The sequence below is a fragment of the Sediminibacterium sp. FW305-C-269 genome, from assembly GCF_058231045.1.
In genome coordinates this window covers 1,198,635-1,214,570 of sequence record NZ_JBIQXQ010000001.1, presented here as the reverse complement: position 1 = coordinate 1,214,570, position 15,936 = coordinate 1,198,635, and the positions used below count along the sequence as shown (strand labels likewise).

Below are 15,936 nucleotides of genomic sequence, written 5' to 3'. Positions count from 1 at the left end.
CAACTTTGAGAAAGTTTTAAAACTTTCCAAAAGTTAAAGGAGAGTGGTATTTTTGCTCCCTTTATCAAACCAGGATTTGTAGTGGCGGATATCATACAGTTATTACCGGACAATATTGCAAACCAGATAGCGGCGGGAGAAGTGATCCAGCGGCCGGCCAGTGCCGTTAAGGAATTACTGGAAAACGCTGCCGATGCCGGGGCAACCGAGATTCGCCTTTTCGTGACCGATGCAGGCAAAGCGCTGATACAAGTGATCGATAATGGCCGGGGCATGAGCGAGACTGATGCCCGTATGGCATTTGAGCGTCATGCCACCAGCAAGATCCGGAATATTGAGGACCTGTTCCGTATCAAGACCATGGGTTTCAGGGGCGAGGCGCTGGCATCTGTGGCGGCAGTGGCACAGGTAGAATTGAAAACACGGCGTGCCGAAGATGAACTGGGCACTTATCTTGAGATAGAGAACAGCCAGGTGGTGAAACAGGAACCCTGTGCCTGTGCAGCGGGCACCAGCATCAGCATGAAGAACCTCTTCTTCAATGTACCCGCCCGCAGGAACTTTTTGAAAAGCAATGCAGCAGAAATGCGGCATATCGTGGACGAGTTCACCCGCGTGGCCATGGCATTCCCGGGCATCTTTTTTTCGCTCACCAGCAATGGCCAGGAAGTATTTCACCTGGAAGCCGGTAGTTTAAAACAACGCATCGTACAGATACTCGGTTCTTCCTACAACGCCAAACTGGTGAGTGTGAACGAAGAGACCGACTACATGAATATCTATGGTTTTGTGGGCAAACCGGAAACTGCCCGCAAAACAAGGGGCGACCAGTATTTCTTTGTGAACAACCGTTTCATCAAAAGCGCTTACCTGAATCATTCGGTGAACAGTGCTTTTGAGGAGATGATCGCCAAAGACAGTTTTCCGAGTTATGTGCTGTATATAGATCTGGACCCGTCGCAGGTAGATATCAATGTACATCCCACCAAACAGGAGATCAAATTCGAGGATGAAAAGATCATCTATGCATTTGTGCAGGCTGCAGTGAAACATGCGTTGGCCCAGTTCAGTATTGCACCTTCGCTGGACTTTACACTGAACCCGGAAATACAGGGACTTGACGCGGTAAGCAAGCCCTTCACAACCGACAAAAAAGATGCCGCATCCTCCTCCAACCTGTTCAAGACCTTCACCCAGAAGAACCAGGCGCATTTTATTGAACGGAACGATCAGCGGGAGAAGAGCGAATTGAAGCACTGGAAAGAGTTTTACAACCCTGCCAATTCCGAAAACACTACACAGAACACAGAACGGGCTTTACCGCAGCAGTTGCAGACCTCTGCTCCAAAACCGCAAACCGGGTTACGTGTATTGCCCGACACCCCTTTGTTACAATTGCATAACACCTATATCATTGCTTCTACCAACAGCGGTTTTTTACTGGTACACCAGCAACTGGCGCATGAACGGATACTCTACGAGCGTTACGGGCTGGCTGCACACGGACAACAGATGGCCACACAGCAAAGTCTGTTCCCTGTGACCCTGGAAGTGGCCGGTTCAGATGCTGCTTTGCTCACTGATCTCCTGCCCGACCTGCTGGCCATCGGTTACCAGGTAGAACCTTTTGGCAACAACAGTTTTGTGATACAGGGTATCCCTGCCGATGTATTGCCTGGCAATGAAAAACACGCCATTGAACTGCTGATAGAACAGTTCAAACATTTCAGCAGCGATATCAAGTTCAGCAAACGCGAGAAACTGGTGCGTTGTATGGCCAGGCAACAGGCCATCAAAGCAGGGCAGGCTTTAACGCAGAAGGAAATGCTGGTACTGGTTGAAGAACTTTTCACCTGCAACAGCCCGAACGTAACTCCTACCGGAAGTCCTACTTACCTGGAATTCAAAGAAGATTACCTCGACAGGATGTTCGGCAGATAGGCTTTCAGAATAATCCTGCGCGCTAATATTTATCGATCAGCGTGGTCAGGAACTTCTCGATCCCCTTACGCACATTGGCAGCAGAGGTCTGGTGTGCATTTACCAGTACCGAGAATACCAGTTGTTTGCCTTTTTTAGTCAGGAGATAACCGCTCAGCGCCACATGGTTACTGAGTGTTCCTGTTTTGGCAAAAATCCGACCTTCATAATTTTTATAAAGCCCGCCCAGGGTTCCGGTTCCACCCGTTGGCAAAATGGTCTTGATCCGCTCCCAGTTAAATTCGTTCTTCATTTGAGTAAGTAGCCATACAAAATCCTGGGGCGTAAAAAGATTATAACGGCTAAGCCCGCTGCCATCTACCCATTTGGGTTTCTGGGGCAGGTCTTTCAGGTCTGTTTTGAGCAGGGTATCGATGATCTTTGCCGTATTCATCATGGCCAGCTTTTCGTTACCTACCATCAACAGGGTTTGTTCGGCAAAAAAGTTATCGCTGCGATGCATCATGATCTTCAGCAACGAATCAGTGGGTTGTGAATACAGTTTCACTACATCAGGTAAACGATCGATGGTAACATGCACCGGTTCTACCACTGTTTTCAGGGTATCGGCCAGCAAGCGCGGCAGCAATGACCTGTCTGAGGTATAAAAGGGGATATCCGTTGCCGAGAATTTGCCCGTTGCGGGCCTTGTAAAAAACTGGTTATTGCCAAAAGACCTGCTTACCGTAAAAGTTCCTTTACCGGTGGCAGCCGTTTCCTGTAACTGCTGTTGAAAATACGGTACCGATGCCTTGAGTGAACCTGCATTCGTGAAGCGTACCACATTGCCATAGATGGGCATCATACTTCTCTCCGCCATATAATCGCTGTTATAATCATCCCAGGCCCAACCGGCGCCAAGGGCATTGTCTCTCCAGTTATCATCCGTCAGCAATATCTTTTTTTGCTTTTTGAGAAAATCGAATACCGGCTGGTTCTTAAAATCAGGATGCAGGAAACTGGCGTCCCCATTCGCTTCTACTTCTATTATGCCGTCACCTTTGTCTACATAACGGATACCCACCAGGCTATCACCCAGGTATTTCAAAGCGGCATAACAGGAAAACAGTTTGGTGTTACTGGCCGGTACAAAATATTTGTCAGACTGGTAATTATACAGGTACTGCTGTGCAGCAGGGTCATAAATACTGATACCCATATGTGCCGGGGTGAAATCAGGCTGTGCCAGCATATCTTTCTTCGCTTCCCTGGCGATCTGCTTTTGCAGACTGCAGGAAGAGGCCAATGCCAATAATGCCAATAGCGGAAGGAATGGGTTCAGTTGTCTTTTCATAAACCGTTCATTAGGGAGCTGTAATTTACAGGATTGTTGCTTGCACCGGATCATTCAGCACAAGAAATACCAAAGCCCGATCGTCTCGGGCTTTACTGTATATATCAACGGTAGTTTTCTAACTTCTTTCCACCGCACGCATCCATCTTTCAGGGATATCATTACGGCTGGCAACCAGGTAATCCTGGTAACTGCAGGCTGCATATTTGCCATCGTGCAGTTTCATCCACCACCTGCCTGTTCTTTTGCTGCGCAGGAAATCCATCTCCACTTCTGCAAATGCGATGGTGAACTCATCAAAACTGCTGCGGTTATCCAGAGATGCTTCATTTTTACCTTTCTGGATCCCGTCCATTACATACCACAACATATGTGATACCTGTTTGGCGGTAAGCTGGTGCTGGTCCTTCCCCGGTATATACCCGTAAATACCGATGCTGCTGCAGCTCTTACTCATACCCGCGTATTGCAGCAAGGTGCAGGCTTCTTCACCGTTAAACCCATTGGGGGTGATGTGATTGGCAGGTGCATGGGCATATTGTATCGCTGCAATATCAAAACTGAACAGGTCGCTGTTGCGGATGGCAGGCTCCATTTCTTCAATAGCCTCTTTTACCTTGCCCACCCGATAGCAATCAAACCCCAGTTTATCAATCGTCTCCAGCATCTGCGGGTGCATAAAATAACTCTGAAAACCGATATGGGTATAATGCCTCAGGTGATTGGGCACACCCGTGAACATATCTACCAGGAAGTTATCTGCCGGCAACACACTGTCCATGTCCAGGTCAATTCGCGAGTCTACACAAACGGCATCTATAATTCTGTTCATCGAACCATATGCCTGGTATTGTGCCAGCGTATTATCATGTGATCCACCGATAATGATCACTTTTTTCCCCTGCTCCGCCAGTTCCTGCACCACGGTTCGGAGTGCAGCGTAGCTGTCTTGCAGGGTAGCGCCACATTTTACATTACCCAGATCGGCCACGGACACATCGGTATGCCAGTGAAACAGTTTATAGAATTCTGCACGGATAGCATCAGGAGAACCCGTGTTCGTATACTGCATGCCTGCACCGCGCATTTCACCACAACCTACGAGTACCATATCCGCGCCTGAAATATCCGGGAACACTTCATCGTATACCGTGATGTGTTTTCCTAACTGTGTGTCTTTGAAACCTTCGTCGTTGGAAATCTGTGCGATATTGACCGGCTCGAGAAAATCGATTAATGTTTGTAGCGACATGTAAGCAGAGTTTGCAAACATTTAACGCTGATAAAGGTCAAATATTGTTGGAAAAATGGATTTCTTGGTCACTGGTTAACCGGTATACTTATACCCCACACCACGGACAGAATGAAAGAACCGGGGATTACGGCTGTCCTCTTCAAAATATTTCCGGAAGCTGAGAATGAAATTATCGATGGTACGGGTGGTGGGATATACATTGTATCCCCAAACCACCTGCAATATCTTTTCGCGGGTAACCACATCACCCTTGTTCTCTATCAGCAGCTTCAGCAGCATAGCTTCTTTTTTACTGAGTTCGATCTGCTGGCCGTTCCAGGTGATCGCATCCTGGGCTTTAAAATCGATCCGGTTATTACCAAATTCATACACATCACCCACCGACTCCTTTACCTGGATCTTTTTATTCTTATCGATGAGTTTGTCTACCCGCAACAATAGCTCTTCCAGGTTGAACGGTTTGGTCAGGTAATCGTCTGCTCCTTTTTTCAGTCCCAGTACCCTGTCTGCACCACTGTTTTTGGCGCTCAGCATCAGGATGGGCACTTCATTATTGTTGATACGGACCGATTCGGTAATACTGATACCATCCACTTCAGGCAGCATGATATCCATGATGATAAGATCGAAATATTCGTTACCGATCTTTGCCAATGCTTCGTTACCAGTAAAAGCCGACACCACTTCATAACCCTCCATCTCAAGATTGAGCTTGAGTGCTTCATGAAGATTCTCTTCATCTTCTACCAACAATATGATTGCCTTAGACTCTTTCATACTAAAGGGAATGTGACCGTAAAACTACTGCCCGAAGGAGAATTATCTGTCACAGAAATGTAGCCTTTGTGGTTGTCTGCGATCTTACGGCAAAGATACAACCCCAGACCGGTTCCTTTGGCTTTCCGGGTGTTCTCGTCACCTGCCCGGTAAAATTTCTCGAATATCCGCTTCTTTTCGCCGGCGGGTATGCCTTGTCCTTCATCGCTGACCGTAAGAACGATCTTATCGTTTGCTTCCGCCAAACTAATGGTTACGGGTTTTTCCTTGGGTGAATATTTTAAAGCATTCTCCAACAAGTTGTTCACCAGCATCTGCAATAACAGCGGTTCTCCGTTCAGGTACAGGGAGGGTGCTATCTGTTCCTCGATCTGCCTATGCGGGAAACGGGTCCGGAAATCATCCACACAACCTTCGGCCAGGTCAGACAGGTTTACTTCTTCCTCGCCCCGCAAATAGTTTCCGGCATCCAGTTGCGAAGCCAGGAGTATGTTATTGCAGAGGCTGTTCAACCGGTTAGCCTCCTGCAGGGTATTGTTGATGAGTTTCTGTTGTTTTTCCTCGTCCAGTTTCCTTTTCTGCAGGGTCTCCAGGTTCAGCTGCGTTACCGCAATAGGTGTTTTCAGTTCATGGGTAATGGCCATCATGAAATTCTGCTGCTGCTGCGACAGTTTCAGCTGGCGCCTGGTGGCCCGGTAAACAAATACGGCACCGAGCAGGATCAGGGCAAGAAAAGTAGACCCTTCGCCTATATATTGAGCGGTTTTTCGTTTTTGGGCCCTTACAATAGTCTCGTATTTTGTTTCGAAAGCGGGATCATCTTTCATCAGTTCCGTTATGCGGATCTGGGTAATATCGCGGTTCTGTTTTTCGAGAGCAATGAACCACCAGAGCAGGGCTGCCACCATATACGTAAGCAATACCCAGTAAACCAGGGAAACCACCACCAGTTTCTGCGGCATCAGCTTTGTTTTCATGGCTTCACTTTTTCAACACGGATACCGGCATTCAGTACGTACTGCAGGGGTTCTTCGCGCATGTGCTGCTGCAGGATGAAAGTATAATTTCCTTTTTTCAGTTTCACCGGCATACGGGTTATGCGGGCCCGGTGATCGAACACATCTCCCATACCCGTTCCCAGCCAGCCTTTTTTATTATTTGCCAGGGTAACATTTACCAGTTGTGTTTTGGCGGTATCACCGGGAGCCTGCGTGGTAACATTTAGCCAGATATTGTTGAAATGATAGGCATCTTCATGGCGAAATACCACTGAAATATGGTAAGCGGCGGAAGTATCTTCGATCGAAAAAGTAAAAGAAGGCTTATGATTGCCTGCCCACTCATGATCGGGAAAAAAAGCCGTCTTTTCAAATACATCCAGTGTCTGGCAGGAGGCGAAAGCCAGTGTCAACAGGAAAAACGAAAGAATTTGTTTCACACAGGTGATTTTTACAAAGATAGGAAAGCCGGTTGTTACAGCACATTCAGTATCTGCTCTTTTGCCTTCTCCAGTTCATCCTTCATCAGGATCACGCATTTCTGGATAGTGGCATCATAGGCTTTGGAGCCGGTGGTATTGATCTCCCGTCCAAATTCCTGCAGGATGAATGATAGTTTTTTTCCTTTGCTGGTTTCTTTCTCAGCCAGTATCGCCCTGAAATAATCGCAGTGATTCTTTAAACGGACCTGCTCTTCACTGATATCAATCTTCTCAATATAATAGATCAGCTCCTGCTCCAGCCGGTTGGCATCGTAGCTCTCTTTACCTACATTCTCTTCCAGCACTTTTACCAGTCCCTCTTTGATCTTGGTCCTGCGCAACGGTTCCAGTTTTTCGATCTCTTTCTGTTGGGTTTCAATATTACTGATACGCAGTAACAAATCGTTTTCTATTGATCTGCCCTCATCCATCCTGTGGTTATTCAGGTGTTGAATGGCTTCTTTCAGGATCTTTTCAAAAAACTTCCACTCCTCATCTGTCAGCATTTCCGTTGAGGGGGTGATCACATCCGGCAGTTTCAGGATAGTGCTGAGGATATCACCCGTCTCCAGCTTCAATTCGTTGGCCAGCTGCGCCACAGGCTCAAAATAGGCTTTGGCCAGGTCGGTATTGATAGATACGGGTTTACTGGCGCCATTTTGTTTAATACTGATATTACATTCTACACTGCCCCGCTGTAACCCTTCGTTCAGGAGGTTCCTTACTTCAAATTCAAAAGGTTTCAGCAATGTGGGTATGTTCAAACGGAGATCGAACTGTTTGCCATTGAGTGAGCGAACTTCCACCAGATAGGTCTTATCGGCCAATGTTTGCTCTGCCCTTCCATAACCTGTCATTGAATGTAACATACCGGGATGTTTATTTGGTAAAAGTAACCCAACAAGGGGATACCAGCTAAAAAGATGTAAGGGATAAAGGGGGTAAGCCGGGCTAACCTGTTATCAGAAATCGATACCTACCCATTTCCGTTTATTCTTTTCGTATTTCTCAAAATTAAATTTATATAGTTTGCCGGGCCTGTGCGGTACATCCTGCTCCATTTCATCAATATCGATGAGCAGGTCCATAGAAGCAAATTTTTTACGGAAATTCCGCCTGTCGAGCGAAATACCCAGTATGGCTTCATACAGGTTCTGCAGTTCGCGCAGAGAAAATTTATCCGGCAGCAGGTTAAAGCCTAACGGATGTTCCTGTATTCTTTTCTGCAACCACGCATAACAGGCATCCACGATTTCTTTATGATCGAATGCCATTTCTTTCAGACTTGCTACAGAATGCCAGTGCAGGTCATTATCCAGGATTTTTAATTCATGGTGATTGATATTCAGCAAAGAGCAATAGGCCACGGTGATGACCCGGCCGCCGGGGTGGCGTTTGGGACTGCCGAATGTACGAACCTGGTCAAGAAACACATCATTCATTCCGGTCCTTTCTTTCAGTACCCGGTATGCAGCATCATCCAGTTCCTCGTTGCTCTGGACAATATCGCCCAGCAAAGAAAGACGTCCATTAAACAGTTCCAGGTCGCTCTTGATCAATAATACTTTCAGTTTATTCTCTTCAAAACCAAAGATCACACAATCGACCGTTACCGGTACTTTAGGATAAGATTGCACCAGGGCAGTGGCTTCCCGCATCTGTTGTTGTTCCTGTGTGGCAGGTACGGTATTCTTTTTCATCATGGCTGTTCATTAAAAAACAACAGGGCCTGATCCCTGTTTTTCAATGCCGACAAGATACAAAGTTTCATAATGAGAGCCGCATTTTTAACAGCGGTTTCTCTTTCATGTCACAGCGACTTACCTTTATCCGGTAATCAAGGTCTATGTACAACAAAGAACAGATACAGCTACTACAGAAACTATCATTGGATTTCCTGTCGCAAACGGCAGAAACCGTTCCATTGGCGGCAATAGACGGGTTAAGGGATGTATTACGATTTCATGAATACCGGTACTATGTATTGAACGAACCGCTGTTATCTGATTACGAATATGACCGTCTGTACCAGTTACTGCAAAGAACGGAGAAAGCCCATCCCGGGTCTGTTACTTCCGACTCTCCCACCCAGCGTGTGGGCAGCAGCCTGAACCAGAATTTTGTTACTGTACAGCACCTGGTGCCCATGCTGAGCCTTGATAACAGCTATAATGCAGAAGATCTGACTGATTTTGACCGGAAAGCCCGCGAGCTGAGCGAACTGGACAGGATCGAATATTGCATCGAACCCAAGTTTGATGGTGCCAGCATATCGCTGATCTATGAGAACGACCAGCTGGTGCGTGCCGCTACCCGTGGCGACGGGGTGGAAGGAGAAGATATTACTACCAATATCAAACAGATCCGCTCCATCCCTTTATCGGCTGCTTTTTCAAAATACGGCATCCGCCAGGCAGAAATCCGCGGCGAGATCATCATGAGCAAACAATCCTTTGCTAAATACAATGAGTTACTCGCCGCACAGAACCTGGCCCCGCTGGCCAACCCGCGCAATGCAGCGTCAGGAAGCTTGCGAATGAAAGATCCCAGGGAAGTGGCAGAGCGAAACCTGGATGCTTTTTTATACCATATCAGCTTTTTTGTAAGAGATAGCAACTGGACCGCCGCAGGTAACGACGACCCGCTGGCAAGTCATTCAGGATCCCTGAAACTATTGTGGGACCTTGGATTCCGATCGCCCGAAAAAGAGAAACGCGTAGTAAAAGGTATCCAACCCGTGATCGATTATTGCCTGGATTTTGAAGCCGGTCGCGACAATCTTCCCTATGAAATCGATGGCATGGTGGTGAAAGTGGATGATACCGTATTACAGGAAAAACTGGGCATGACCTCCCACCATCCCCGCTGGGCCATTGCCTTCAAGTTCAAAGCCCGGCAGGCCACTACCCGACTGAGGGCCATAGAATTCCAGGTAGGAAGAACCGGCGCCGTAACACCGGTTGCCAAACTCGATCCTGTGTATCTCGGTGGGGTCACTGTTTCGAGTATTTCAGTGCATAACGAAGAATACATCAGGGAAAAGGACCTCAAGATCGGTGATGCCGTTCTGATCGAACGGGCAGGCGATGTGATACCACAAATCGTAAAATCCTTACCTGAATTAAGAGATGGCAGCGAGGAAAGCATCCTCTTTCCCAAAAAATGCCCTGTCTGCAAAAGCGAGCTCTATAAAGAAGAGACCGAAGCCGTATGGCGTTGTATCAATATTGAATGTGAAGCCCAGGTGGTGGAGAAGATGATCCATTTTGTGAGCAAAGACGCCATGGACATTAAAAATTTCGGCGAAGCCAATGTGCGCAAGTTTTATGAGCTGCGACTGTTACAGGATATCCCCGGCATTTATCGACTGGATTATGAGCAGATTGGCAGACTGGAAGGTTTCGGCAAAAAAAGTCTCGACAACCTGAAAACCGCTATCGAAGCATCTAAAAAACAGCCACTGCACCGGCTGATCTATGCATTGGGCATCCGTTTTGTGGGGGAGACCACGGCCAAAACGCTGGCTAATTCCGTCGAGAATCTCTTTGATTTCACTGATAAAACAGAAGAAGACCTGCTGCTCCTCGAAGATGTAGGCGTAAAAGTGGCCAGAAGTATTTCCCAGTTCTTTCAGAACGAACAGAATATTGATATGCTGCACCAGTTGGAGAAACTGGGTCTGCAGATGAACAATGAGAAAAAAGCAGCAGTGGTTGCAGGTGCGCTGACCGGTCAGACTTTCCTGTTCACCGGAACCCTATCCAAACTAAAACGCAGCGAAGCAGAAACGCTGGCTGAAGCGCAGGGAGCTGTGATAGCGAGTGGTGTAAGTGCCAAACTCAATTACCTGGTTGTGGGTGAAGATGCCGGAAGCAAACTGGAAAAAGCCAAAAAGATCAATACCATCAAGATATTGTCGGAAGATGAATTCTTACAATTAATATCCAACTAAACGTGCCTTGGTGTGAAACATCAGCTACACGAATGTGCGATCTAAATACATGAATTATTATGTTACAAGCGTCTACCATTAAGTTCCTGAAAGACCTGAAGAAAAACAACAACCGCGAATGGTTTGAGAAGAACCGGAAAGTATACGAAGCTGCTAAAGCAGATATGGCGGCACTGGTAAATGCAGTGATCGCTGAATTTGCTAAAAAAGATGAAACGATAGCACATCTTACGGCCAAAGACTGCACTTTCCGTATCAACCGCGACGTTCGTTTCAGTAAAAATAAAGCCCCGTACAAGAGCAATATGGGCGCTTATATTGTTGCGGGTGGTAAGAAATCTTCCCTGGCAGGTTATTATTTCCATATTGAGCCAGGCGCCTGTTTCATGGGCGGTGGTTGTTATATGCCAGAGCCGGATCAGATAAAAAAGATCCGGCAGGAGATCGATTATAACTGGGATGCATTCAAGGCCATCATCCAGCATAAAAAATTCAGATCCTGTTACGGAGACCTCGACAAAAGTGAGGGCATGAGCCTCGTACGTGAACCGAAAGGATACGAAAAAGACAATCCCGCTATCGATTATATCAAACTGAAAAGCTGGGTAGCCAAAACCCCGCTTGCCGACGGTGACCTTACGGAAAAGGGGCTGGTCAAAAAGATCACGGCTGCATTCGAAGCCTTGCAACCTATGATCCAATTCCTGAACCAGGCATTGTATGAGTGAGTGGTGAGTAGGTAGTACATCATACTTACTACTTACTACTTACTACTTACGAAAGGTGCCGACGTTCTGCAACGCCGGCACCTGGTACTACTCACTCACAAATTTTTACAGCTGCCCTTTACCCATCAGGTACTCAGCAATCTGCACTGCGTTGGTGGCGGCACCTTTGCGCAGGTTATCGCTGACGATCCACATATTCAGTGTATTGGCCTGTGTTTCATCGCGGCGCAAACGGCCAACGAATACTTCGTCTTTTTCGTGCGCCCATAATGGCATGGGATACAATGCCTGAGCAGGGTCATCCTGAACGATCACTCCGGGCGCTTTGCTTAGCAGGTCTTTTACTTCGGCCAGGTCAAAATCATTGGCAAACTCCACGTTCACGCTTTCGCTGTGTCCGCCCACTACGGGAATACGCACTGTAGTAGCGGTAACACGGATTGAATCATCGCCCATGATTTTGTTGGTTTCTTTCACCATTTTCATTTCTTCCTTGGTGTAGCCGTTATCCAGGAACACATCGATCTGTGGGATCACATTCAGGTCAATCTGGTATTTGTACGCCATATCACCTTCCACTCCTTTTCTTTCGTTGAACAGCTGATCCACCGCTTTTTTACCGGTACCGGTCACACTCTGGTAGGTGCTTACCACGACACGTTTGATCTGGTATTTCTTGTGCAGCGGCTGTAAGGCAACCACCATCTGTATGGTAGAACAGTTAGGGTTAGCGATGATCATGTCCTCTTTGGTAAGCACATCAGCATTCACTTCCGGCACCACTAATTTTTTGGTGGGGTCCATGCGCCAGGCTGATGAGTTATCAATGACCCGGATACCGGCTTCAGCAAATTTCGGGGCCCATTCCAGTGAAGTGCCGCCCCCGGCGGAAAAGATAGCCACAGCAGGTTTGGCGGCAATGCCATCGCTCATGCTCACCACTTTGTATTTTTTCCCCTTGAATTCCACTTCCTTGCCCACAGATCTTTCTGAAGCTACGGGAACCAGTTCCGTTACGGGAAAATTACGTTCTGCTAATACCTGCAACATTTTAGTGCCCACCAGTCCTGTGGCACCTACTACGGCTACTTTCATTTTGTTTGTTTTTGTTTATGGTTACTTGTTATGGTTATCCGGTAAATAAAAAAGCCTCCCCGGTTCGGGAAGGCTTCAAGTATATGCGTATACACAAACGTAAAGCACTTCCCGTTAGAGAGGTTTCTTAATACGTTTTGTATGTTTCAAATGCATCATTGCAGTGCGAAAATATTATGAAGCTTCAGTTTTACCAAAACTATTTTCCAGCAAACACTAACACCGGTTAGTGTTTCAGCAGATTGAGCTATCCTACCAGGTCAATATCAAAGTTCACCAGCTGTACAAATTCCGCCAGTCGATTATCAATATCCGCCTTGGTAATTTCGCGTAAACGCTCCGTACCAAAACGCTCAACGCAGTAAGATGCCATAGCACTTCCCACGATGATCGCCGTCTTCATATTCTCAAAAGAGATATCGCCGGTTTTGGCCAGGTGACCCATAAAACCTCCGGCAAATGTATCGCCGGCGCCTGTGGGGTCAAACACGTCTTCCAGGGGTAAAGCAGGCGCAAAAAACACCTGGTTATCGTGGAACAGCAGGGCACCATGTTCCCCTTTTTTGATGATCAGGTATTTAGGTCCCATTTTCATAATGGTAGCGGCGGCTCGCACCAGTGAATAATCACCGCTCAACTGGCGGGCTTCACTGTCGTTCACCATCAGTACATCCACCATCGAAATGGTCTTGCGCAGATCGTCCATAGCAATCTCCATCCAGAAATTCATGGTATCCATTACGATCAGCTTGGGACGTTTCTTGAGTTGCTTGATCACACTGGCCTGTACGGCAGGTACCAGGTTACCCAGCATCAGGAATTCACAATCCTGGTAACTTTCCGGAACTACAGGCTCAAAATTGGCCAGTACGTTCAGTTGGGTATCCAGTGTATCGCGGGTGTTCATGTCCATGTGGTAACGTCCACTCCAGAAAAAAGTCTTTTCGTCTTTTTTGATCTGAACTCCTTCCAGGTTTACTTTACGATTGGTCAATGCATCCAGTTCCGCCTGTGGAAAATCGCCCCCCACAACGGAAATCTGTTTTACCGGGGTAAAATTGGAAGCACACCAGGCAATATAGGTACCGGCCCCGCCCACAATTTTATCACTTTTACCAAAGGGCGTTTCAATAGCATCAAAAGCCATGGAGCCTACTACAACTAAAGACATAAAATAAGTTTTGTTATCGGTTTGCGAAATTAGTTCATAACCACCTAAAAGCCCGTAATACAGCGATTTATTTTACTACCAGCTGCATCACCACAGGCATCGCCTGTTGCGTCGCAAGCACTTCAGGGTTCCGTCCCCTGATCCGTGGATTGGCGAATCATCAGATCATGGATTCATGCATGATGGGTGCTGCTTCCAGAACCTTATATTCTCTCTACAATTCGAAATCCTTTATCCACATACCCTAAAAACTAACATAATAAGATTTTATCTCTAAAAAGGTTGCTAACATTCGTTAGTTGTTTTATCTTCGCTTTATGGCCAGAATAAAAACCGACAAAAACATCTCGCGCAAAGATGTGATCGTAACCAAAGCCGCGGCTTTGTTCCGCGAAAAAGGATTCAAAGCTGCCAGCATGCGCGACCTGGCAGAAGCCGTGGGCGTAGAAGCTGCCAGCCTGTATAACCACATCAAATCCAAAACAGAGCTGCTGCACGAACTCTGTTTCAGTGTAGCCAACCGTTTCACCCAAAAGATCGACGAGATCGAAGCCGAACCGATCAGTTCTATTCAGAAAGTGGAGAAACTACTCCGTTTTCACATCCACGAAATGATCAACCATTATGAGGAAGTGTATGTGAGCGACCGTGAGTGGAAACACCTGGCCGATCCCTACCTATCTAATTTCCAGAACCAGCGCCGCATTTACCGCAAACGTTTTGCCGCCATCATTGAATTGGGTATCCGCAACAAGGAAATCAAAAAAATTGACGCACCTACCGCGGTACTCATCATGCTGCATGCCATCAGTGGTATTGAAAGCTGGCACCGCTCCACCCGGAAGATCAGTGCAGAAGAATTGGAAGAGAACATGATCACCATCCTGGTAGGGGGATTGGTGAATCACTAAGAGAATCGTGAATCGTCAGTGGTGAGTAGGGAGTAGGGCGTGAAGCATCATTGATCGTGAGCAATGATATAACCGTTGCCCCATTCACCATTCACAACTGACCATCCACAACTGACCATCCACAACTGACGACTCACCACTTACCACTCACCATGTCATTACATTTTCATCCGCTAACAGTAGCTGAAGTAAGAAGAGAGACCAGCGATTGTGTGTCCATTGCGTTCAGTATTCCTGCAGCGCTGGCAGAAACCTTTCAATACAAACAGGGTCAATACATTACCCTCCGCACCCATATTAACGGACTGGAAATCCGGCGGTCCTATTCGGTTTGCAGCAGCCCGCTGGATCAGGAACTCCGTGTAGCGGTAAAACAGGTAAGCGGTGGACTGTTTTCCACCTATGCCAACCACACGCTGAAAAAAGGAGATACACTTGATGTACTGCCACCCCTGGGTAAGTTTTTTACAGAACTGGATCCGGCACAGGCAAAGGAATATGTGGGTTTTGCGGCCGGCAGTGGTATCACACCTGTGTTATCCATCATCAAAACCACTTTACGAACAGAACCCAAAAGCAGTTTTACCCTGGTATACGGCAACCGGAACCGACATGCCATCATCTTTAAGGAAGAGCTGGAAGCCCTGAAGAACCTGTACATGGACCGCTTCCGAGTGATCTATATCCTCTCCAGGGAAAAAACGGACGCTCCCATCAACTTCGGTAGAATTGACGGGGAAAAATGTGCCACGCTTTGCGAAAAAACCATAGATGCTCAAAATACAGATGCGTTTTTCTTATGTGGTCCGGAAGAGATGATCTTCTCTGTAAAAGAACAACTGGAAAGCCTTGGGGTAGATAAGCAAAAAATCCATCTCGAACTTTTCACCACACCAGGTGCAAAAAAAAGTGCAGAACAAAAAATACAAAACAGTCATCCGAAGGATATCAAAAGTAAGGTCACCATTAAACTCGACGGAATATCCTTTGATTTTGACCTGGGCTTTGAAGAGAAGTCCATCCTGGATGCAGCACTGCAACATGGGGCCGACCTGCCTTATGCCTGTAAAGGCGGAGTTTGTTGTACCTGCCGCGCCAAACTGATAGAAGGTGAAGTAGACATGGACGTTAACTATGGCTTAGAAGCGGATGAAATAGAACAGGGTTTCATACTCACCTGCCAATCGCACCCACGGACCGAAAAAGTAGTGGTGGATTTTGATAGTAAGTAAGCCTGAATACCAGCGTAAACTGTCCGGTTATGTTAAGGGCTGACACCGGTTTTCAAATCTT

The 15,936-nt window shown here is 46.9% G+C and carries 14 protein-coding genes; 5 read left to right on the top strand and 9 right to left on the bottom strand.

Annotated elements, in window-relative coordinates; all coding sequences use genetic code 11:
• Positions 1–81: 81 nt before the first annotated feature.
• Positions 82–1,941 (top strand): DNA mismatch repair endonuclease MutL, encoded by a 1,860-nt coding sequence (gene mutL / locus ACH3Y6_RS05225; RefSeq protein ID WP_490834529.1) that lies wholly within the window; start codon positions 82–84, stop codon positions 1,939–1,941.
• Between the two features lie 22 nt (positions 1,942–1,963).
• Here the strand turns inward: mutL and ACH3Y6_RS05220 are convergent, their stop codons facing one another.
• From ACH3Y6_RS05220 to ACH3Y6_RS05190, 7 genes are all read right to left on the bottom strand, one after another.
• A complete protein-coding gene (locus ACH3Y6_RS05220; protein ID WP_490834528.1) occupies positions 1,964–3,274 on the bottom strand; it encodes a D-alanyl-D-alanine carboxypeptidase in 1,311 nt (436 codons plus the stop codon).
• Between the two features lie 118 nt (positions 3,275–3,392).
• The gene (locus tag ACH3Y6_RS05215) at positions 3,393–4,526 is read right to left on the bottom strand and encodes a formimidoylglutamase (protein ID WP_490834527.1); all 1,134 of its coding nucleotides are present in this window, start codon (positions 4,524–4,526) and stop codon (positions 3,393–3,395) included.
• A 75-nt stretch (positions 4,527–4,601) separates the two neighbouring features.
• Positions 4,602–5,306: a response regulator transcription factor gene (locus ACH3Y6_RS05210; RefSeq protein WP_490834526.1), complete on the bottom strand. Its 705-nt coding sequence runs from the start codon at positions 5,304–5,306 to the stop codon at positions 4,602–4,604.
• Positions 5,303–6,283, bottom strand: a complete 981-nt coding sequence (locus tag ACH3Y6_RS05205; RefSeq protein WP_490834525.1) for a sensor histidine kinase — start codon at positions 6,281–6,283, stop codon at positions 5,303–5,305. The genes ACH3Y6_RS05210 and ACH3Y6_RS05205 overlap by 4 nt, the downstream gene beginning before the upstream one ends.
• Positions 6,280–6,744, bottom strand: a complete 465-nt coding sequence (locus ACH3Y6_RS05200) for a gliding motility lipoprotein GldH (RefSeq protein WP_490834524.1) — start codon at positions 6,742–6,744, stop codon at positions 6,280–6,282. Before ACH3Y6_RS05200 ends, ACH3Y6_RS05205 begins: the two co-directional genes overlap by 4 nt.
• 35 nt (positions 6,745–6,779) lie before the next feature.
• Complete coding sequence (locus tag ACH3Y6_RS05195; RefSeq protein ID WP_490834523.1) at positions 6,780–7,655, bottom strand: YicC/YloC family endoribonuclease; 876 nt, start codon at positions 7,653–7,655, stop codon at positions 6,780–6,782.
• 93 nt (positions 7,656–7,748) lie between these two features.
• The gene (locus tag ACH3Y6_RS05190; RefSeq protein ID WP_490834522.1) at positions 7,749–8,489 is read right to left on the bottom strand and encodes an NUDIX hydrolase; all 741 of its coding nucleotides are present in this window, start codon (positions 8,487–8,489) and stop codon (positions 7,749–7,751) included.
• 143 nt (positions 8,490–8,632) lie between these two features.
• Between ACH3Y6_RS05190 and ligA the strand changes: the two genes are divergently transcribed.
• On the top strand, positions 8,633–10,738 hold the full coding sequence (gene ligA / locus ACH3Y6_RS05185) for an NAD-dependent DNA ligase LigA (protein WP_490834521.1): 2,106 nt from the start codon (positions 8,633–8,635) through the stop codon (positions 10,736–10,738).
• 59 nt (positions 10,739–10,797) lie between these two features.
• On the top strand, positions 10,798–11,466 hold the full coding sequence (locus ACH3Y6_RS05180; RefSeq protein ID WP_490834520.1) for a DUF2461 domain-containing protein: 669 nt from the start codon (positions 10,798–10,800) through the stop codon (positions 11,464–11,466).
• Positions 11,467–11,571: 105 nt separating this feature from the next.
• Here the strand turns inward: ACH3Y6_RS05180 and ACH3Y6_RS05175 are convergent, their stop codons facing one another.
• The gene (locus tag ACH3Y6_RS05175; protein WP_490834519.1) at positions 11,572–12,561 is read right to left on the bottom strand and encodes an aspartate-semialdehyde dehydrogenase; all 990 of its coding nucleotides are present in this window, start codon (positions 12,559–12,561) and stop codon (positions 11,572–11,574) included.
• Positions 12,562–12,808: 247 nt separating this feature from the next.
• Positions 12,809–13,732 carry a PfkB family carbohydrate kinase gene (locus ACH3Y6_RS05170; RefSeq protein WP_490834518.1) on the bottom strand — a complete coding sequence of 308 codons (924 nt, stop codon included), beginning with the start codon at positions 13,730–13,732 and terminating at the stop codon, positions 12,809–12,811.
• Between the two features lie 317 nt (positions 13,733–14,049).
• Here ACH3Y6_RS05170 and ACH3Y6_RS05165 point away from each other — a divergent pair, with 317 nt between their 5' ends.
• Both ACH3Y6_RS05165 and paaE read left to right on the top strand, forming a co-directional pair.
• The gene (locus tag ACH3Y6_RS05165; RefSeq protein ID WP_490834517.1) at positions 14,050–14,643 is read left to right on the top strand and encodes a TetR/AcrR family transcriptional regulator; all 594 of its coding nucleotides are present in this window, start codon (positions 14,050–14,052) and stop codon (positions 14,641–14,643) included.
• 152 nt (positions 14,644–14,795) lie between these two features.
• Complete coding sequence (paaE, locus tag ACH3Y6_RS05160) at positions 14,796–15,875, top strand: 1,2-phenylacetyl-CoA epoxidase subunit PaaE (protein ID WP_490834516.1); 1,080 nt, start codon at positions 14,796–14,798, stop codon at positions 15,873–15,875.
• Positions 15,876–15,936: the final 61 nt, after the last annotated feature.

Excerpts from the sequence above, each read along its gene's own strand:
- ACH3Y6_RS05220 (WP_490834528.1), bottom strand. The coding sequence starts at position 3,274 with ATGAAAAGACAACTGAACCCATTCCTTCCGCTATTGGCATTATTGGCA.
- ACH3Y6_RS05215 (WP_490834527.1), bottom strand. The coding sequence starts at position 4,526 with ATGTCGCTACAAACATTAATCGATTTTCTCGAGCCGGTCAATATCGCA.
- ACH3Y6_RS05210 (WP_490834526.1), bottom strand. The coding sequence starts at position 5,306 with ATGAAAGAGTCTAAGGCAATCATATTGTTGGTAGAAGATGAAGAGAAT.
- ACH3Y6_RS05205 (WP_490834525.1), bottom strand. The coding sequence starts at position 6,283 with ATGAAAACAAAGCTGATGCCGCAGAAACTGGTGGTGGTTTCCCTGGTT.
- ACH3Y6_RS05195 (WP_490834523.1), bottom strand. The coding sequence starts at position 7,655 with ATGTTACATTCAATGACAGGTTATGGAAGGGCAGAGCAAACATTGGCC.
- ACH3Y6_RS05190 (WP_490834522.1), bottom strand. The coding sequence starts at position 8,489 with ATGATGAAAAAGAATACCGTACCTGCCACACAGGAACAACAACAGATG.
- ligA (WP_490834521.1), top strand. The coding sequence starts at position 8,633 with ATGTACAACAAAGAACAGATACAGCTACTACAGAAACTATCATTGGAT.
- ACH3Y6_RS05180 (WP_490834520.1), top strand. The coding sequence starts at position 10,798 with ATGTTACAAGCGTCTACCATTAAGTTCCTGAAAGACCTGAAGAAAAAC.
- ACH3Y6_RS05175 (WP_490834519.1), bottom strand. The coding sequence starts at position 12,561 with ATGAAAGTAGCCGTAGTAGGTGCCACAGGACTGGTGGGCACTAAAATG.
- ACH3Y6_RS05170 (WP_490834518.1), bottom strand. The coding sequence starts at position 13,732 with ATGTCTTTAGTTGTAGTAGGCTCCATGGCTTTTGATGCTATTGAAACG.
- ACH3Y6_RS05165 (WP_490834517.1), top strand. The coding sequence starts at position 14,050 with ATGGCCAGAATAAAAACCGACAAAAACATCTCGCGCAAAGATGTGATC.
- paaE (WP_490834516.1), top strand. The coding sequence starts at position 14,796 with ATGTCATTACATTTTCATCCGCTAACAGTAGCTGAAGTAAGAAGAGAG.